The 19,532-nt window shown below is 48.3% G+C and carries 19 protein-coding genes; 11 read left to right on the top strand and 8 right to left on the bottom strand.

What is annotated here, in order from left to right; genetic code table 11:
• The first annotated feature begins 1 nt into the window (after position 1).
• From J4G78_RS01250 to J4G78_RS01240, 3 genes are all read left to right on the top strand, one after another.
• Entirely contained in the window at positions 2-910 is a 909-nt protein-coding gene (locus J4G78_RS01250) for an aminotransferase class IV (RefSeq protein WP_207988083.1), read from the top strand.
• Positions 907-1,647 carry a sulfotransferase-like domain-containing protein gene (locus tag J4G78_RS01245; RefSeq protein ID WP_207988082.1) on the top strand — a complete coding sequence of 247 codons (741 nt, stop codon included), beginning with the start codon at positions 907-909 and terminating at the stop codon, positions 1,645-1,647. Before J4G78_RS01250 ends, J4G78_RS01245 begins: the two co-directional genes overlap by 4 nt.
• Before the next feature lie 125 nt (positions 1,648-1,772).
• Complete coding sequence (locus tag J4G78_RS01240) at positions 1,773-2,114, top strand: hypothetical protein (RefSeq protein ID WP_207988081.1); 342 nt, start codon at positions 1,773-1,775, stop codon at positions 2,112-2,114.
• A 51-nt stretch (positions 2,115-2,165) separates the two neighbouring features.
• On the opposite strand, the gene J4G78_RS01235 is transcribed toward J4G78_RS01240, so the two are convergent.
• Positions 2,166-3,449 (bottom strand): O-antigen ligase family protein, encoded by a 1,284-nt coding sequence (locus tag J4G78_RS01235; RefSeq protein WP_207988080.1) that lies wholly within the window; start codon positions 3,447-3,449, stop codon positions 2,166-2,168.
• Positions 3,450-3,944: 495 nt separating this feature from the next.
• Here J4G78_RS01235 and J4G78_RS01230 point away from each other — a divergent pair, with 495 nt between their 5' ends.
• The 5 genes from J4G78_RS01230 to J4G78_RS01210 all read left to right on the top strand — a co-directional run bounded on the left by J4G78_RS01230 (position 3,945) and on the right by J4G78_RS01210 (position 8,530).
• Positions 3,945-4,301: a hypothetical protein gene (locus tag J4G78_RS01230; RefSeq protein WP_207988079.1), complete on the top strand. Its 357-nt coding sequence runs from the start codon at positions 3,945-3,947 to the stop codon at positions 4,299-4,301.
• On the top strand, positions 4,258-5,190 hold the full coding sequence (locus J4G78_RS18045) for an NF038122 family metalloprotease (RefSeq protein ID WP_243457176.1): 933 nt from the start codon (positions 4,258-4,260) through the stop codon (positions 5,188-5,190). The genes J4G78_RS01230 and J4G78_RS18045 overlap by 44 nt, the downstream gene beginning before the upstream one ends.
• A 186-nt stretch (positions 5,191-5,376) precedes the next feature.
• Positions 5,377-6,732 (top strand): oligosaccharide flippase family protein, encoded by a 1,356-nt coding sequence (locus tag J4G78_RS01220; protein WP_207988078.1) that lies wholly within the window; start codon positions 5,377-5,379, stop codon positions 6,730-6,732.
• Positions 6,725-7,759: a glycosyltransferase family 2 protein gene (locus tag J4G78_RS01215; RefSeq protein ID WP_207988077.1), complete on the top strand. Its 1,035-nt coding sequence runs from the start codon at positions 6,725-6,727 to the stop codon at positions 7,757-7,759. The genes J4G78_RS01220 and J4G78_RS01215 overlap by 8 nt, the downstream gene beginning before the upstream one ends.
• Positions 7,760-7,885: 126 nt before the next feature.
• Positions 7,886-8,530 carry a glycosyltransferase family 25 protein gene (locus J4G78_RS01210; RefSeq protein WP_207988076.1) on the top strand — a complete coding sequence of 215 codons (645 nt, stop codon included), beginning with the start codon at positions 7,886-7,888 and terminating at the stop codon, positions 8,528-8,530.
• 13 nt (positions 8,531-8,543) lie between these two features.
• Here J4G78_RS01210 and J4G78_RS01205 read toward each other — a convergent pair whose 3' ends face one another.
• A complete protein-coding gene (locus J4G78_RS01205) occupies positions 8,544-9,338 on the bottom strand; it encodes a hypothetical protein (protein ID WP_207988075.1) in 795 nt (264 codons plus the stop codon).
• 276 nt (positions 9,339-9,614) lie between these two features.
• On the opposite strand from J4G78_RS01205, the gene J4G78_RS01200 reads away from it, so the two are divergent.
• Positions 9,615-10,226, top strand: coding sequence for a hypothetical protein (locus tag J4G78_RS01200; RefSeq protein ID WP_207988074.1), 612 nt, complete (start codon positions 9,615-9,617; stop codon positions 10,224-10,226).
• A gap of 99 nt (positions 10,227-10,325) precedes the next feature.
• Here the strand turns inward: J4G78_RS01200 and J4G78_RS01195 are convergent, their stop codons facing one another.
• From J4G78_RS01195 to J4G78_RS01180, 4 genes are read right to left on the bottom strand one after another with little or no spacing between them, the layout of a single operon-like run.
• Entirely contained in the window at positions 10,326-11,120 is a 795-nt protein-coding gene (locus J4G78_RS01195; protein WP_207988073.1) for a CpsD/CapB family tyrosine-protein kinase, read from the bottom strand.
• A gap of 34 nt (positions 11,121-11,154) precedes the next feature.
• Positions 11,155-12,609, bottom strand: coding sequence for a GumC family protein (locus J4G78_RS01190; RefSeq protein WP_207988072.1), 1,455 nt, complete (start codon positions 12,607-12,609; stop codon positions 11,155-11,157).
• A complete protein-coding gene (locus J4G78_RS01185) occupies positions 12,606-13,775 on the bottom strand; it encodes a TonB-dependent receptor (RefSeq protein ID WP_207988071.1) in 1,170 nt (389 codons plus the stop codon). The genes J4G78_RS01190 and J4G78_RS01185 overlap by 4 nt, the downstream gene beginning before the upstream one ends.
• 54 nt (positions 13,776-13,829) lie before the next feature.
• Positions 13,830-14,444, bottom strand: a complete 615-nt coding sequence (locus J4G78_RS01180) for a polysaccharide biosynthesis/export family protein (RefSeq protein ID WP_243457175.1) — start codon at positions 14,442-14,444, stop codon at positions 13,830-13,832.
• 168 nt (positions 14,445-14,612) lie between these two features.
• Between J4G78_RS01180 and J4G78_RS01175 the strand changes: the two genes are divergently transcribed.
• On the top strand, positions 14,613-16,199 hold the full coding sequence (locus tag J4G78_RS01175; protein ID WP_310737237.1) for a tetratricopeptide repeat protein: 1,587 nt from the start codon (positions 14,613-14,615) through the stop codon (positions 16,197-16,199).
• 8 nt (positions 16,200-16,207) lie between these two features.
• Positions 16,208-17,005: a WecB/TagA/CpsF family glycosyltransferase gene (locus J4G78_RS01170; RefSeq protein ID WP_207988069.1), complete on the top strand. Its 798-nt coding sequence runs from the start codon at positions 16,208-16,210 to the stop codon at positions 17,003-17,005.
• Here the strand turns inward: J4G78_RS01170 and J4G78_RS01165 are convergent.
• Both J4G78_RS01165 and J4G78_RS01160 read right to left on the bottom strand, forming a co-directional pair.
• Positions 17,002-18,204, bottom strand: coding sequence for a glycosyltransferase family 2 protein (locus tag J4G78_RS01165; RefSeq protein ID WP_207988068.1), 1,203 nt, complete (start codon positions 18,202-18,204; stop codon positions 17,002-17,004). The two genes, J4G78_RS01170 and J4G78_RS01165, sit on opposite strands and share 4 nt — an antisense overlap.
• Before the next feature lie 26 nt (positions 18,205-18,230).
• Positions 18,231-19,394 (bottom strand): DUF1996 domain-containing protein, encoded by a 1,164-nt coding sequence (locus J4G78_RS01160; protein WP_207988067.1) that lies wholly within the window; start codon positions 19,392-19,394, stop codon positions 18,231-18,233.
• Positions 19,395-19,532: the final 138 nt, after the last annotated feature.

Here is a 19,532-nt window from a genome sequence, read left to right as displayed (position 1 = left end):
AATGGCTAAAGGCACGCATGACTATGTCGAGGACCCGCGCAACGAAACCATTCTGATCAACGTCAATGGCGCGATAACGCCGCGGGCCGAGGCCATGGTATCGGTGTTTGACAGTGGTTTCATGCTGGGAGACGGGGTCTGGGAAGGCTTGCGGGTCCACAAAGGCAGTATTGCGTTTCTCGGCGCGCATATGGACCGGCTATTTGAAGGCGCCAAAGCCATTGCCATGGATATTGGCATCAGCCGGGAAGAGCTGATTGCGCGGCTTTATGAAACTATAGAAGCCAACGGCATGACCGCTTGTCACATCCGCTTGATGGTGACGCGCGGTATCCGTTCGACGCCTTATCAGGACCCCAGGGTCATTATTTCTCCCGCGACCATCGTGATCATCCCCGAATATAAAGAAGCACTGCCCAGCACAGTGGAAAATGGCATCCGCCTCTTTACGGTTCATGTCAGGCGCGGTGATCCGGCGGTGCAGGACCCAAAACTTAACTCCCATAGTAAGCTCAATTGTATAACCGCCTGTATTCAGGCGACACAGGCCGGGGCGGACGAAGCCTTAATGCTGGACCCACAGGGCTTTGTCGCGACCTGCAACAGCACGCATTTCTTCATTGTTCGCAAAGGGCAAGTATGGACGAGCAGCGGCGACTATTGCCTGGGCGGGATTACGCGCAGCAATGTGATTAAACTGTGCCGGGAAAATGACATTCCGGTATTCGAGAAGAATTTCTCCCTGACCGACGTTTATGGCGCGGACGAAGCCTTTGTCACCGGGACTTTTGCTGGCGTGGTGCCAGCAACCGAGGTCGACGGGCGGGTATTGAGTCAGGGCAGGGGACCGGTGGTCGAGCGCCTACAAGGACTGTACAAAGCGCTGATCGAAAGTGACACGGCGTCATGACGTCACAGCCCGTGCGCATTGCCATGTGGTCAGGGCCGCGCAATATCTCGACCGCGATGATGCGTAGTTTTGGCAGTCGGTCGGATTGCGCTGTAACCGATGAACCCTTTTACGGCGCCTTCCTGAAGAAGACCGGTTTTCAGCAGCCGATGGCAGACCAGATCATTGCGTCCATGGATTGCGATTGGACTTCTGTGAAGAACGCGATGCGCGGCCCGGTGCCAGAGGGAAGGGCGCTTTGGTATCAAAAGCATATGCCGCATCATATGGTTGATGATGTTTCGATCGCTGATTTCCCAGATCATCGACACGCCTTTCTGATCCGCAATCCTGAGGATGTAGTGGCAAGCTACGCCGCCAAACGGGTGGAAGTGACGGCAGATGATCTCGGTTATGAGCGGCAAGTCGAATATCTTGATCAGGTGGCGCAATTGACCGGGACAGCGCCCATAGTAATGGATAGCGCTGAAATCTTGCAAAATCCTGAGGCGCATTTGCAGAGTCTGTGCACCGCGTTGGATATTAGTTGGGATCCTGCAATGCTTTCTTGGAAGCCCGGACCACGAGATACGGACGGGATATGGGCTTCCCACTGGTATAATCGCGTTCTTGATACCACAAGTTTCGCTCCGCCGTCCGACCGATCGCCAACGCTGACTCATGCACAGCAGCAGGTTGCCGATCAATGCCGAAAATTTTACAATCAACTATTAGCTTTTCGCCTTAAGATTCTCTGATAACAACCAATTATGGTTTTAGCTCAGCACCACGGGAGGCAAAATAACTGTGGTCGAGAGCATCAGATTCGGTAGCGTTAAAACGGAATATGTGATATATTAACCTATTGCTTTAGGAGGCTTCTATGTTCAACTTGTTTACAATCGCTCTTCTAAGTGCCGCGAGCACTGGTGCAGCAGACGCCGAAACCATGAGGGTTACTTATTCCAATTGCTTGACCGATTTCACGATTACACATCTCGATCAGAAAACCGCGCGAGGGTCCTTCAAAAAAGCCGCCGCAGAGGCTTGTCCAGATGAACGCAGCGCTATGATTGCTGCTATAAAAAAAGACGAGATGGAATTTGATAGCTCGCAAGAGGAAGCCATGCAGTTTGCGACAGAAGAAGCAGATAGCGTTCTAACCGCGTTTACGGACGGCTATGCGGGCTATTTAAGTTCGAGTACCAGACCAGTTAAACAATAGCGCATAACCGCTCTGACGAAAAATGTAGGTTCAATCAGCTATAGTCGCGAATCATGTTGATTTGACCAATGCTGGCACACCATTTCCGCCGGTTTCCTGTTGCTTCTTGCGTTTGGCTATTACGGCTGCTCGTTTCATCGCTTTGCGCTGCATCATCAAGCCGGCCAACATCCCGATGGCAATTGCCAGCAGATATTGAATGACCCAAGTCAGCATGACCCACTCATAAAAACTATGCAGCGCAAAGACTGTCAGGGTTACGCCAATCCCTACCGCCAAATCACCTCGGGGATCGCCGCGGTTGGCCCATGCAAATTTTAAAGCAGCGATAATTGGAACGAAAATCAACAATATGAAACAGAATAATCCGATGAAACCGGTTTCGGCTGCCACAAGCAAATAGCTGTTATGCACCGGCGCGGATCGGCTGCCTTGGTTCCAAATGACACCGGCTCTTTGCGAATATCCTTCGGTATTGGCGATGACGACATATTGATTGGCACCTATGCCCATAGGATGATCGGACCATATCATCTTTGCCGCTCGCTCAAAAGCTTGCCGCTCCTCGTTACTGCCTTCAGTGGAATTGATCGCAAAACGCTGCTGAAGCGAAGAAATTGCGACGGGTGTAGCTGCGGCAAGGATGACTAATCCAATGACGGCAACTTTAGTTTTTCGCGCCGAGGGCTTCCGAACCATAGACAGAAAGATCAGAAGCATGACACCGATACCCGCAAGTCCGATTGTCGCTCGTGAAGCCCCGAAAGCGACGACGATCAAGCCGGCTATTACTCCCAATACCGGCAGCTTTGCTTTTTTTGTAGCCATGAGTAGCGCGAGCGAGGGATAGAGCGCAAAATGAGTAGCGACACCCAAAAGGTTTTGATGCCCCATTGTTCCGCTCGCCTGAACTACACCAGACAGCTTCTGATTGATTGAAAAACCTGCTTGCAGAGTGATACCGCAGATCAGACCTGCGATAATCATCTTTGGTCCATCCGCGGTCATGCAAATATTGGCAGAAGCCCAAAAAACCAACATCACGGTGCCCAATTGCCATGCATAGAAAAAAGAAGCCTGGGGATTGTTCGAAAAGACGATGGATAACGCGGCAGCACCGATATAGGCTATGAAGATTGCAGTGAATGGAAAAGCTATTTGCCCCGGCCATGTCGCCCAGCTAATTATAGCTCCATCAAGATTCCACGCGGATATTACAAACGGTAAAAAACCGACGGCAAAATAGAGGTAGCGTCGATATCTTGCATTCTGCTGCAATAGAACGAAAAATATGGGCACAGAGAAGATTATGACCGCCAGCGCAACGAATCTCATGATCTATGTTCTTCCTTTGCCATCCTGTGACTTTGCGATTCTGCACTCATAAAGCCAGTCAGTTAAAGATTATTGCAAAAAAATCCATCTGACTTTTAGCCTTGTTGACCAACCGAAATCAAAAATATTACGGATATGCATCATCTAATACGAATTAGATATTTACGACTGTGTAAAGCAAAATCGATTTCTATCGTATCGGTTTAGTAGAATTTGATATCTGTTTTGTGCAGAAATGTAACATCTTCGCGGCCCGTCCCAAAATGACACATTATCGCAGCCTGTTAGCGAAATTATCGACGGATATATCTGTTTTTAAACAATAAATAGCGACAGAAAATATAGCCCCCACCGGTTGTTACGATTAGATTGTAATAAAATCCGACACTCAAAAGTAAATAACTCATAATCGAATAATGCCATTGACTCCGTCACTTAGAATGGGAATTAACTTTATCTTAACGCCTATTCTGGCGGGATCTTAGGGGAAGATATATGAAATCAGCAAAGTTACTGCTTGCTGGCGCTGCGCTATTTGCACTGCCACTCGCAACTGCACCAGCTAGTGCACTAACCATTGTATTGAACAACACCGGCGGTGTTGAAACGAATACCAAAGCTTATGCAGGTTTTGTCGCTGCTGCACAGTTCTGGGAAAACGTTTTCACAAATGATGCCACTATCCGTCTGGATGTTGGTTTTGGTGGTTTGCCGCCTAACGTTTTAGGGTCAACCGGTAGCAGCTCTGCAGGTGCCCTTGTCGAACCGTTTCTTCAGGCATTGCGCGCTTCTGGTACGAGCAATTTGGATGCTCAAGCTGTTTTTTCCAAACCTCGTTCCTTCTCAATTTGATAATGATGACGGTTCTGACATTCTTGGCGTGAATGCATTGATTTCCGCCCCGAACCCAGGCGGCGGTGGTGTTGCAACCCCACTCGTCCGGACGTTGGATGCAGATGGCAGTGCCAACAACGCCGTTTTGGACGTCAACACAGCAGTTTTGAAATCTGTCGGGCTTCTTGGTGACGATGGATCTTCCGACGGCAACGTGACTTTTAGCGATGAATTCGCATTTGACTTCGATCCTACCGACGGAATTACGGCTGGCGCATTTGACTTTGTCGGAATCGCCATCCACGAAATCGGTCATGCACTTGGTTTTGTCTCCGGTGTAGACACATATGATTTCGTAGGCGGTAATCCTGACATCCCATTCGGCGATGGCACCTTTGCCGACTTGGATCTCAATCCATTCCGTATTGCAAGCCCGCTAGACCTGTTCCGCTACAGTGAACTGAGTGCGCAGCTCGGTATTGTAGACTGGGCTGTAGGCGGCGAAGGTAACGAAGCACCTTTCTTCTCGCTTGATGGCGGTGCGACCAACTTTTTTGGTGATGCGTTCTTCTCAACCGGCGATTTCTTGGGTGATGGCCGTCAAGCCAGCCACTGGAGAGACGTTGCTGCTGGTGAAGTTCAGCGCGGTATCTTGGATCCAACCATTTCGCGAGGAACCAACAGCATCATTACTGGTCTTGATCTAGCGGCATTTGACGCAATCGGTTTCAATTTGAACTTCGATGTTCTTGCCAATCCGGATTTTGCGTTCAACACCAATAATATCAATGTTTCAGCTGTTCCTGAGCCAGCAACCTGGGGCATGATGATCTTTGGTTTCGGTATGGTCGGTGGTGCTTTGCGCCGTCGTCGCAAGTCGGTGACTGCAAAGCCCGCTATCGCTTAATTCGAGACAGTTTCAACACAGAAACCCGCTGGCGCGAGCCGGCGGGTTTTTTGTTGGTAACGATATATTCTAGATATTATGTCATTGCACTCTCCAGTAAAGCATTCCTTTTTTTGTGATGTATCCCGTAGCAACATGCGATAGGGCGTTAAGAATGACTGGACCGACGAGAATGAAGGGGCGACAATGATTTCTCGTCAAATGCTATCCCAAATCACATGGGTGGCTGGATCCTACGGCGCTTCTCAAGGCCTTCGCCTCTTTACCAATGTTGTTCTTGCCCGCTTGCTGGCGCCGCAACTTTTCGGCGTGATGCTTATCGTCAATACGCTGAGAACTGGCATCGAGCTTTTGTCTGATGTTGGTATCGGTCAGAATATCGTGAGCAATCGCAAGGGCGATCAGCCCGATTTTTACAATACGGCATGGACCATCCAAATCATTCGCGGGATTTTCCTTTTCGCTATCGCCTTGTTGCTGGCTCAGCCTCTGGCCTCATTTTATGATAGTGATGAATTGGTAGAAATCATTCCCATTATCTCAGTGGTCTTTCTTCTCACCGGTATTCAGGCACCGGCTCGCTTTATTTTACAAAAACGACAAGCGGTTAGGACCATTGCATTATTTGATGTCTTTATCGCAGCGGTTTCCGCCATCGTTCATATTGCCTTGGCGCTATATTCTCCCACGATTTGGGCTCTAGTAGCTGGTCTGATCGTGGCGACATCCATTTCCGCAACGGCAAGCTTCTTTCTTATTGATTTTCGTTTGTACCGGATCAAAATATCTCGTGAACATGTCAAAGCAATCATCTCGTTTGGCAAATGGGTTTTTGCTTCCTCCGTCGTCTTTTTTCTGGCCATGAATTTCGACCGCCTATATTTTGCGAAAGAAATTCCGTTTGCAATATTAGGTATTTATGGAATCGCGCGAACATTTTCCGACATGATCGGCATGTTGGTACAGCGTATTGGCACCATGATGATTTTTCCGAAAGTCGCCGCATTTGCGAAAGACCGTTCAGAATTGCGCCCTGCAATAGCCGGCCTGCGAAGAAAAGCCTTACTAGCAACAGCCGGCGGACTCTCGATAATAGTTGCGCTTTCCGACGTTGTAATTCTTACGCTTTATGATGATCGCTATATTGCAGCGGCCTTTATGCTACCGATTTTAATGGCTGGTACCTGGTTTTCAATCCTTTCGACAATGGGCGAATCCTTTATGTTGGGCATTGGAAAGTCAGTTCATAGTGCCCAAGCCAATTTTGCAAAATTACTCTGGCTCGTCATTGCCGTACCTTTGACCCTGACTTATTACGGCCTGATCGCTGCCCTTTGTGTCATCGCGATTGCTGATTTATTTCGCTATGTCTCTTTATCCTTCTCGCAATGGAAAGAAGGCCTCTCTTTCCTGAAACAGGATTTTGCCCTGCTTAGCCTTTTCGCATTTCTCGTGGTGATTTGGCGGTACATATTCATGCAACTGGGGTTAGTCGCAGATTTCGGGACTTGGCTGGAATATGGGAGCATCATCAATGGCTGACAACAAGCTATCGGTCGATGCAGATTCGGCGAGTAAAAGCTCCGGCCCAATTGAGGGCAGGGTGGGTGTCGTTGTTATCGGCCGTAATGAGGGTGACCGCCTGGTCCAATGTATCGATTCCCTTACACTTATGGGGTTGCCGATCGTTTATGTTGATTCAGCATCTACCGATGGAAGTCCAGAGGCGGCTAGATCCCGTGGAGCCGATGTTCTTGATCTGGATCTGGCAACCCCATTTACGGCAGCGCGAGCGCGGAATGAGGGATTTGCTCGATTGTTATCGATCGCGCCAAATATTGACTATATCCAGTTTGTCGATGGAGATTGCGAGATTGAGCAAGGCTGGATAGCATCTGCCACTGATTTCCTCGATCAACGTTCAGATGTAGCGATAGTCTGCGGACGACGGCGAGAGCGGTTTCCCGATGCTTCATTCTATAACAAGATTTGCGATGAGGAATGGAATACCGCCGTCGGTGAAAGCGAGGCATGTGGCGGCGATGCTCTTATGCGCAAAAGCTCCTTCGTCGCTGTTGATGGATATAATGGCGGTATCATAGCAGGCGAAGAGCCTGAATTGTGCAGTCGTATGCGGACGAAGAATATGCGAATCTGGCGCATTGATCAGCCGATGACAGTTCATGACGCTGATATGCATCATTTTCGGCAATGGTGGCTACGTGCGATACGCAGTGGTTTTGGATATGCTCAGGTTTGGTGGACCACACGAAAAACTGGCAAGGCGCTTTATAGTCGCGAGTTGGTTCGGGCGATATTATGGGCGTTAATTATACCATTAATTGCGGTTGTCGGTGGCCTGTTTGCGCCCATCTTTTTGCTCATTCTTCCTGCAATTTATATGGCGCAAACCGCTCGCATGGCGATTAAACAAGGAGCTTTTAATAAGTTCTCGTGGAAAGTCGCAGCACTTAATATTGCCGGAAAATTCGGGGAAACACTTGGAATTTTCCGCTTTGTTTCTCGCCTTTTAAAAGGGAAACAGGGCGGTGCGATTTTTTACAAGTGAGTAACGCCGCCTCGCCAAACAGACTTTCGGTTAAGAATTTGATCTGAAAATTGCGTTATCTTCTTTACCGTAACCAATTACAAATGCGATACAGTTTGATCACTTACCCGTACAGGGGCGGCAGCCATGATTTTCGACCAGTTTGACAGTATCCGCATCATAAACTTGCCTTATCGCACGGATCGACGCGCGGAAATGGAAGGAGAATTGGCGCGTATTGGCCTGCTTGATGATCCACGCGTCGCTTTTTTCAAGGCCTTCCAGTTTGATGATGCTGGACCGTTTAGTTCCCCAGGCGCACGCGGTGTTTTTCAAAGCCATCTAACAATACTAGAAGAAGCCGCCAGCAACGAACATCGCGTGCTCATCCTGGAAGATGATTGTGATTTCATTCCTGATGCGTCCGCTTATGTACCCCCAAAGCCTTGGTCGATCTTTTATGGTGGTTATGAAGCTCAGGATCCTTCTAACCTTCTGGCCAGTGACATAATTGGCGCGCACATGATGGGGTTCTCTCCGGAAACAGCCGCTCATCTTGCGGACTATCTCAAAAACCTGAGCTATGAAGGTATGCACCCTCCAATTGACGGTGCTTATATTTGGTATCGTCGTGCGTTTCCGGATGTGACCACTATATTTGCCGAGCCGGCCCTTGGACATCAACGTCCATCGCGAACCGACATTGCTGAGCTGCGCTTCTTTGACAAGATACCAGTTGTGCGAGAAGTGGCCGGCTTGGGCCGCAAATTGAAACGGGCTCTGAACCGCTAAACTGGCTGGAGCATCAATAAGACGTGTCGACGTCGTGTTTCTTGCACGCTAAATCGATATAGGATCCGGGAGCAGGGGGCTTGTCGAACAACCCGACCAGGCGGCTATGCCACATATGGACCGCGACCGTATCGTCTTCGAGCATAGCCTCTACAACCTCGGCAGGTTCATATAAATCGCGCGCATCTTTCCAGCGTACGGGATAAAAAACGCTTGGTGGCTTTGCATATTGCTCAAGCTTGTTCTTTTGGATCACATAAGTAACAAGACCTGAAGAATAGGTGCCCCATGGCATTTCATCCAGCCCGATCGGGCCTTTGGTCAATCTTTGCCAGTAAAAAGCCAAAGACCTTTTTGGACCAAACCAGGGCGGTCGCTTATTGGCTTGCGGTATCGAATTAAGATCAGAAACCATGGCCGATCCTGCTGGCGCTAGGAGCACGGCATTGTTAACCCAACCCTCATACTCCCAGCAAAAAACATGGTCTGCTTCGAACTCCAAGGGTTTCAAAAAATAGAAATCCATATCGACCCAATAGCCGAGCCCTTTTGCCAATAATTCATAGCGCCAGAAGTTTGCGCCGAGCGCAACTGAACCCGTATCCGCATAGGTCAGCAAGCGTTCTCTTGGCATAACTTCGGCAGCATCACGCAATATGATGCCATCGGGCACGCCTTCCAGCTTATCAGGCTCATAAGACCAAAGCGTGAACTGATGCCCCACAGCCAAAGCTGACTTCAGACACAGACGCTCTAAATAGCTCAGTTTATTGCCCACCCACAGGGAATTGAGTTGCTGTAATTCCAAGATGATACTCCACCAAAACCAATAGCGTCAAAGCCGTTCTATACATGGTCGAGAAAGCCTGTCGATGTGATTTTTTCCTTGAAGACCAATGATATCATCACTGTTGAACACCAGCGCTGACTTGACGCTGTTAGGATTGAATGCAAATTAACTTAACTTCAAAATTTTTCCGCTATATCTCGGAAAAAGGCTGTTTTTGATATGTCAAAGCTTCCACAAACTATAGTTGATTTGCGCGCGCTTTCACGGGCGTTCAAGCTACGCAGATCGTCCTGGTTGAATGATATTCAAATTCCTGATCAACCTGCATTTGATCCTGAATTTGATAGTTTGTTTCGCGAAAAAATACAGCAAGCGCAGTATTATCTCGAATTTGGATCGGGTGCTTCAACAGTTCTGGCTGCAAAGGCCGGCGTCAAAACGCTATGTGTTGAGACAGATCGTAAATATTCTGATGCAGTTCGTAAAAAGGTAGGAGTCAAAGCACCTGTTACGATAATTTACAGCGACATCGGATTAACCGAAGAATGGGGTTATCCGGTGTTTACGCGCCCATCAATGATCAAATATGCTCGCTGGAGAAACTATACAGAGAAAGCCTTTGCTCAGATTGAACAATCCGAGAAATTTCCCGACATGGTTCTCGTAGACGGCAGGTTTCGCGTCGCATGCGCCCTCGCAACAGCTTATCATGCTGTAGAAGCTAAAGCCAATTGCTCGCTATATATCGATGATTATGTTGGAAGACCCCATTATGAACAGGTGGAGGGCTTTCTCGGCGCACCAAAGATTGTCGGGAGGACTGCCTGTTTCTCGATTGGCCCAGGATTATTGAAACAAGATATCACTCAAGATGTGATCCATGAAGTCCACAAGGATTTCCGCTGAATTACTCATAGCTGATGATCACGCCTGGTAATTTCCAAATGAAGCCGGTCGTGTTTTTGGTTTGAAAAATCAAGTGATTTTAAACCAATGTAAATCAGCTCAATCGGAATAATATTTGCTATATTCGGAGCCACCATATCCATAACCATAGGGGTCAATGAGACCACCCACATAGCGGTTTAGAACAGTACCAAGACAAGGAGTAGGTTTTAGCAACGCTACCGTATTGTTCATCTGTTTCTTAGTCGTAATACCCTGCTCGATTATAAGCATATAGGCATCAAGGTGCTGGGCTATCATGATTGTGTCGTCATTGGCGAACGCCGGCGGAAGATCACAAATCACAATCACGTCATTGGGCAAGCTCTTTACAGCTTCCATCAACGCATCAAACCTTTTACTGGCAAGCAATTCTGCCGAATTGGTTTTGACGCGATAACAGGGGAAAACAACCAAATTGCTATCGCCAATTCTGCGACCAACAGAATGCAAATCGTCTGTTTTACCAGCGAGATACTCGCCAAGTCCGTTCTTGCCTTCTACACCTAAAGCCTCGGCGAGTGACCCGCGCCGTAGATCAAAATCGAATAGATAAATTGTTTTTTCGGACAACCGCGAGAGCGCAGCGGCCAGATTCATAGATAAGAATGACTTACCAGCTGCAGGTGTTGCCGACGTCGTCCCGAATAAGTTCCAACCATTCGAGTCCAACGTTTTGATCACTTGCGACCGTAAAAGATTGAAAGGCCGTGAACGGATATCATTCCCGTCAAAACCCACAATGTGATTCGCCTCAAGTGTTGCTTCGTCAGGTATGAACGCTTCCAGCTGTGCCGGATGCGGAATTACAACAGGACCTGACAGATCAGACGGTTTATTGGTGGTGTTGAGCACTGAGCATTATCCAAATATATAAGATTATAGTCGACTAAAATTCTTCGACATGAGCTTCACGGCGCCGGAACGGCCAAAAACTGCGGCCAGATTCTTCTTCGTTAATCTCTTTTATAGTCGGTATGACAACCATGGGAGCAACGCCCATGGCGTTTGATATTGTTTTTGGATCACGAATGGGTTGCAAGAACAATTCCGTGCCAAACACCAACAAAAATCCAAGAGCAAGGCCAGCACCCAAGCCACCACCTGACAGCAACAACCAATCTGGTGACGCCGGCTTGTCGGGAATAACTGGCGGGTCAATCACCGAGAGCCGCTCGCCCATTTGTTCATTTTCAGCCTTCACGCCAGCCTGCGCTGCCAACAAACGATTTGAAACGCCTTGATATTGTTCGTTCAATCCATTGAGCCGTTGCTGCAGCTGTTCGATCTGCTGGAGCACAATAGGCGCTCGTGACTGGGCATTTAGTGAGGCTGATATCCGGGAATTTTCTCTAGCCTTTGCAGCACGCAGGGTAGCGATTTGAGTGTTGTTGAATGCGATCTGCTGATTAATTGTATCAACCGGCAATTTGGCGATATTCTGTTCAGCGAGTGCCTTTGCTTCGGCAAGTCTTTGTTGGGCGATCACGACATCAGGGTGATTGTCGGAATAAATAGCTTTTGCGTTTGCCAGCTGTTGTTCGGCGCTTGCAACAACTGGGTCACGGTTAGATGACTTTAACGCATCTTCGCGCTGCGAGACCAACTGAGAATTTTCCCGCTGAAGAGCGGCAATCTGCACGTCGTAACCACCGCCACCACCGCCAAACATCATCCCGCTATTACCCAGCACATCGCCATTTTGCGCTTTTATGGTAGCGATTTGACTTTCAAGTGTTTGAATTTGAGCGTCCAATCCAGCAGCCTGATCCATCAGAAATTCTTCTGTGCTGCTAGCCTGTTCAGAATTTACTGTAGAATCCAGCTGTAATATTTGTTCTGTCAAGTCTTGAGCGACACTTTGAGCTTTTACTGGATCAGAATATTCATATCCCAGTGCGAAGGCAATGGTAGCACTTTGGCCGTTGCCCACGCGTTGCACTTCAGCTGTCATCGGAACGATTTCAACCGATTCCCGCATATTTTCTACAATTTCTGAAAGCGGATCACTCCCCCGATCAGAAGTGTAAAGCTCATATTTATTAATCAGCTCGATTAAACCAGGACGGCTTAGTACTTGTTGACGAATTCGAGCAATGCGCCGGTCGACAATCTCATTGGCTCCATCGCCAGCAACATCATCAGGTAGCTGCGAAGACTGTACCAGCATTATAGCTTGCGACCGGTAAACTGTCGGCAACAAGAAATAGGCTGCAACGCCAGCTGCAGCACAAAGTAAAAGCGGGATGATGAAAAGCCATTTCCGCTGCCAGATAATGACGGGAATCTGAGACAGAAAATTTCCGCCTTCTGATTCTTGTTCGTCAAGGTCTTCTATATTCATCGATTATTACCAAATGTTAGCCGAATTCCGATACCCACCTGAGTATTGGCTTTGCGGTTTATACCGTCTTGATAAGAGTCGGAATAGCCAAACGATACAAAACCCGTAAATCGCTCGCGAAATTTATGATTAAAGGTTACAGAGCTGCGCAGATAGTCCAAATCATTCGAAACCCCTAAAACGGAATTGGAAGATCGCGAGTAACTGCCGTTCAAGCTAATGCTGTCATCCCGGTTAAGTTGCTGGCTATATCCAATATTGAATGCTGTCTGTGATCTCACACCGTCAAAAGATGTTGGCAAGGTTTGCCGGCTCGCACCGATACAAAGCTTATTATTCTCATTGTCACGACACAGATTAAACGAAGCCGCCAAATCAGACGATTTGGTCGTTCCAAGGATATTTTTCGACCTTGCGAAGGAAACACCTGCGGACGCTGTTATGGTAAAATCTTGCGAAATTTGATGCGAGATATTCACAGATGGCGTTATGATTGAGGAATCACCGGTTCGCTGACCCAAATAATTAACCTGGCTAAATCCTACAGAAGCACCAACTGAAGTCCGATCGGACAATACACGCGAATAGCCAATATTTTGATTAAAGGCATTAAACTCATCCTGAACAACGGAATCCGCGAAACGAATTGCAGTTGCACCAAGGTCAGCGTTTATACTGTCCAATTCTGAGAAGCTATGGGAAATCCCCACTCCAGCCTGGAAAGTATGACGACGCTGATTTAAACCATTCAGCGCTATATCATCAGCAACCACGGGCAAGAAATTGTCATCAATCACATCTGGCGGATTAAAGAAGGCATCGTTTACCCCCACAATACTGCCGCGATATCCCAAACTGCCCCGAAGCTCTGTCCGTTCAGACAGGCCATGTTCGACACTGCCGTTTACGCCAAAACTATTGTTCGTCCGGAAGTTTCTTTCATATTCTTCAATCCGAGCAAAACCACGAAGATTAAATGTCGTTGCCGCATCCGTAATCCGAAGCCGGGGAGCAACGCTAATCGAGCCACTGGCAGTCGATTGCACAGGACCATTTTCCAAATAAGGATTAGTCGATGCGCCTGCGCCAAGAGAAAGGTCGGTAGTAAATTCGGTCTCTGCCATTGCCGGAGCGGCACAAAGCATTGTTCCAGCAACCAGGCTCAACTGGCCCTTATAATAGATTGATCTATGCATTTTTTCCCCCGCGAATATTTCGTTTTAAGGTACGATGACCGTATCGCCAGACTGTATATTCGGTATGGCGCGTTTAGACACAGCATCGGCGGCGCCGCTACGTTTAAACAAACCACCCAAGCTAGCTCTAATCGTTGTAAGTCCGGTCGGCGTTTTGCGAACAATGGATATGCCGCCGAGATCGGCGAACTGGCTGGGACCACCTGCTAGACTCAATGCTTCAAGCAGATTCACATAACGGCCAGGAGTGAAGCTGCCGGGCGAGTTTACACGTCCCATTACAGAGAATTGCAAACCCGTGGGTGAACTGACAGATACAGTGACTTGTGGAACCTGCCCACGATATTGGTTCTCCAGGCCTTTGCTGACAACTGCTTCTATTTCATAGGGAAGCTTACCTTCGGCTTCGACCCTGCCAACCAATGGGAAGGAAAAAGTACCGTCCGGTAATACACGTATCTGTCGTTGAAGACGCTCTTCGCCCCAAACATAGACTTCGATGTCATCCCCTGCGTTTATCCGATAAGCCGCCTGGTTCGAAGCCGCGGTTACCGTTCCATCCGTTTGGGGGGCAGCAGATTGCGCATTGGCCGAAGCTGCGACCAGCGCAAAAATCACGGCCATTAATAAATTCTTCATTGATACTACTCATCCATCATTTCAACTTCACACCGGCGTGCTATATAGCCTAAAGCCATAGCTTGCCACCGCAAAAGATAGGATTTCATCCCGCAAAGCCTGTCTTAACCACGTATTTCGTTGGTTTATAGCACCATTTGCCTTTTTGAGATGTGACATTTTATTATCATGAGACGAAACAATTTATTGTTAATGCGGCCGATTCGGAGGATTCGAACTGCAATATTGCTTTGTTTTTTTTCCTTCTCACTAAGTGGTTGCGATTCTGCTTCGGAAAATGCTGCACAAGCAGGCGCAGAGGCGCAACAATATTTTGATCAACGAAATTTTTATGAAGCGCGCAAATCCATAACGGAGGCCCTCGCTGCGCGGGATGACGATCCGAAACTGCACATTCTCAAAGGCCGTATAGAGCTTGCTTCTGGCCGCCCGACAGATGCGTTTTTGGCTTATTCTGATGCGCTATCGTTGGAGGCGACTAATCCTGAAGCTTTGCAAGCGGTATCGCAACTGGGACTGCAGACTGGCTATTTAAGAGAAGCAGAACGCGCTGCTGATACGATGCTTTCTTTTTCTCCAGAATTACCCGAAGCATTGCTGACTAAAGGTCTTATCGCATTGGTGCGGCGTAAACATAAAGAGGCACTAGGGTTTTCAGAGCGAATTCTCGCCGGGCGTCCTGGTGACGAGGCAGGCACAATATTAAAAGCAAGAACTCTAGCTTTAACCGGCAAAACGGATGAAGCTTTGGAACTCTTAGAGAATTTCTCTCCAAATGAAAATTATACCGAGGGTGTCGACATGACACTGATCGAACTTTTCCGCGAGACGAGCAATCTCTCGGAGATGAAAGCGACTTTTAAGAGGCTGATAGCCCGCCGGCCTGAAGATATGGCGCTAAAGATCGACTATGCCAATACCCTTTATAAATCAGGAGAACGTGGCCAAGCGCGTGCATTGATCGAGGAGATACTGCGCAGCGGCCTCACTGCAAAAAGAGCACTGACCATGATCACTGATCTTTGGTTGGAATATGAAACAGATCCACTGGACGAGAATCTTTTAGCTTTTTTATCAAAAGAAGGAACGCTTGAGGCCCGTATCGCGATCGCTCGCTATCTTCTGTCAACGGGGAAAGCGGATGATGCGAAGACGGTCATGCAATCTGTTTCCGCTCGTGTTTCGCCTGAAGCCACCGCCCTTTATGCACGGACTTTAAATGCAAGCGGACAAACTGATGAGGCTGTAGAAATCGCTTCCCGTATATTGGAAGATGATGAGACGAACGCCGATGCATTGCTGGTTATAATCCAAAAATCATTGGCAGAAGAAAATTTTTCAAAGGCCATTAACGATGCCCAGATAGTTATCCGGGACAATCCTAAATTACGCGCTGGTTACCTAAGCCTTGTCGGCGTTTACGCAGCTAAGAACGACGAAAGCGGGATGAAGCGGGTATTTGCCGATGCAAGCAAACAGCTTCCACAGGACCCCATCCTTTTTCGCGCTTTTACGCAACATCTCTTGGATAATGGTGATCAAATACGCGCAGTATCAATTGCGAGATCTTTTGCCCGCGACACGCCTGCTTCGATTAAGGCATGGCGCTTATATCTGGAAACCTGTGAAAAAGCTGGTTTGGACCGCTGTAAGCTGGAAGCCAGTAGCGGCGAAAAGATCGCCAATACCATTTACGCTGTAGATTTACCGCCTGGTACGCCGCCGACGCGCGGTCTGTTTGGACGTTTGAAATAGTGACCCGGATGACAGAACAATCTTCTGGAGCAACCGTGCAGCTTAGGCACGACAAGACCGTAGCTTTTTTAGGCATTGATATTGCGCCACTGAGTCTACCCCAAGCATTAGACGCTGTAGGTAATATGGCAAAAAACGAAAAATTTTCTTATGTCGTTACGCCTAATGTAGACCATTTTGTTAATCTGTATCCCAATATATCCGAAACGCGCAGCGCTGCTTTTCAGGCAGCATATGAAGCAGCGTCTCTGACATTATGCGATAGCCGTATTGTCCGTGCGTTAGCGCGATTTGCTGGCATTGACCTGACCGTTGTGCCGGGCAGCGACCTGACCGCATCTTTGTTTCAAGACAGGTTGGGGCAGGGCGACCGCGTTGCCATAATCGGTGGTGACAATCGCTTGTTAAATGACCTTTCACGGCTATTCCCCGCTCCCAAATATAGTCAACACATCCCGCCAATGGGTATTCTTAACAATCCGCGAGCGATGGCTGACATCGTTGATTTTGTTGAAAATACCAAGGCACATTATGTGCTGTTTGCAATTGGCGCTCCGCAAAGTGAAATTACAGCCCATCAATGCCGGCAATCGGGCAGATGTTCGGGCGTTGGCCTGTGCATAGGAGCTTCACTTGAATTCATAACATCGGTCAAAAAGCGTGCACCGGTCTGGATGCAAAAGGCCGGGTTGGAATGGTCCTTCAGGCTATTCAGCGAACCCTCGCGCCTATGGCGGCGTTATCTTGTTGAGGGCCCCCGAATTTTCAAAATCTTTCTGGAGCATAATAAGTCAGGAAAGCGCTAATCGTCTTGCTTTTCGGAAATAATCGTTTCGTCAGACCGTCGTGTTCTTATCCAGCGGGTTTCCCTCCCGCCCAGAAATTTGAGATAAACGGGGACTTTCCAAAGAATGTAAACCGGTATTCTCACCAAGGCGCCGAGCGATAAAACATCGCGCCCTTCCATCACCCAAGCGCCAACGGTCATAATAACTGCGAGGCTTACGATAATTAGCAGCGTCATAAAGGGCAGGGGCGTACTTCCTAAATATACAGCGCAAGCCAAGCTGATTAACATAGCTATTCCTGTTGCCATCAACAAAGCCAAAGGCGGCACTAAAAGATGAAAACCAAGGAACAACTCTGGTCGGGACATTTTTCTAAGCCCGGAGAGTATTAGCGGGATCGCATGAAGCCGGGCAGTGACTAGAAAACCATGTTCCCATCGTGTTCGTTGAACTAAAGTATCTTCTTCCGCGGCTGCCTCGCTTGAAACGCCGGCAGACTCAAGAAAGATGGGCGTATGCCCTTGTCGGGTAATCGCTATGCCCAGTGCAAGATCCTCTGCAAGGTCGCTATTGGCGAGCGGAGCTGTTGCAAAAATCGACCATGGGAAAGCCATACCAGTACCGGTCAATAACGCCGCCCCACCAAGCCTTGTCATTCCACGCTGCCGGACGAGATTTTTCACAAGCATTGCAAAATTCGATATTTGCACCACAGGCGGCGCTTCCAATACGCTATGAACAAGATTAGTCGCTTGTACCGGAACAGATTGACGCACTGCGACTGACGCCAATTGGGCGGCACTGTCTTTGTCAAGCGTGCAATCTGCATCAAGAACAATCACGCAATCAGGCGGATCCGTTGCCAATAGGTCGCGACCAAATGCTAAAGCATATCCTTTGCCGCGACGCTCTTTGTCGAAGCGGTCCACCACTTCTGCTCCTGCTTTTCGTGCCAACTCAGCAGTTCGATCACTGCAATTGTCGGCAACCACTAGAACACGCGTGCCTGATGGTATATTTTCGACCAGCCTTTGAATTGTTCGAGTTATAATTGACGCCTCATTGTGCGCAGGAATCAATATGGCTATCTTAGGGTCTCCAATATCCGCCGCTGGCCTGGCTTTGCTCCGTTCACGAACGAAGAACAGACCAAACATCAATTCCAATATATAGATGGCGAAGAGAAGAATGAAGGGTGCTGCCAAAAACCAAAACATAATGGACAACCCGTTTTCTAACGCGGTCATGGATTACCATCGCTCTCATTCGGAACACTGGCCTCATTTCCATGTACGTGATGGTGCAAACCAGGATCTGGTGGCGGATCAAATATTCTTTGCTGGCCTTGATTGTTATAACCGTTGGTAGGCTTAAGCTGTTTGCCGTTTCCCAGCTCACCGCCTGAACAATTTAGCAGTTTATTTATACAATGCGCTGTCCACAAAGCCAAAGCTTCGTCATCCCATGCTCCGAACCAGTCGGTATGAAATGTTGAACCGGGCTTTGCCGGTTTCATTCCCGGCATATAATCTGAAGACAGATGCCAACTGGGCTTGTCTGGGTCCCATCTTCCCGATCGATCGAGGGTTTCATCGACGTCATACCAAGAGCCCAAAGTGAATGTCGGCATTCTATAAGGATGGGTTTTCGGACATCTAGCTTTGCCATCATTGCCATATTTTCGATATGCGACATGTGCACGATGATCTGGACTATCGAGGTTTCGTCCATCCCAACAATCAGGTGCGCTTATCAAAGCGCCAATCTTAGCTCCGACCGGGCAATATTGAGCAGCTGTGACAATATCAGGATAAGTTCCCGATTTAGCGCCTGGTCCGTAACAGTTGAAGTAACCTTTGCCAGTTTTCTTGCCGGACTTATCCAGCATGTCATGACCGAAAATATAACGAAGACCTCGTGGAATGGTAATACACATATTCTGGGGGTTTTTACCGCGGCCCAGGCAATCGGGAGACGACTCTGGGATGCGTTTATAATAGATACTGACATAGCGCGGTTTGACGACTTGGCCGCGCCCGTTCAGCATTGCTGGCATCCAATAAGCCGAGCGGTTCAGCCGGTTATTGCATGTGCTATCGCCGGTTTTACGAAGGCTTTCATAAGTTGAATACGCATTTGCCCCCGTGTTTCCAAAAAATTGATGTAAGTGCGATTTACCTGGTTTTCCTGGATATACGATCGGATCGTCATAGCTGAGTTGCCCCGGACTGCACAGGAAGCGAAAAGCCCCAACCACATCAGGCGCCGCGCTTTTGGGAATTTTTCCGCTGCCCCAGCCCGCGACATACTCCTGTTCAACATCAAAATTACTGGGAATCGGAGGAAGCTCTAAACCGGGAGGTATTGCCCCCTGTTCCGCCAGTGCAGGGCGGACGCTGAATATCATAGCAACAGTCAGAACAGTCCTAAAAAAATGCATGAGTTGATGTATGTCTTTCATTGCGGGTAGTTTAGTGTGCACAATATCGTAACAAATCCACAATGCGGCGTCACGATGATTATCCACTGCCTCGATCCGAGAATG

The sequence above is a fragment of the Parasphingorhabdus cellanae genome, from assembly GCF_017498565.1.
Taxonomy (GTDB): Bacteria; Pseudomonadota; Alphaproteobacteria; order Sphingomonadales; family Sphingomonadaceae; genus Parasphingorhabdus; species Parasphingorhabdus cellanae.
This window is presented reverse-complemented; position numbering and strand designations above follow the sequence as displayed.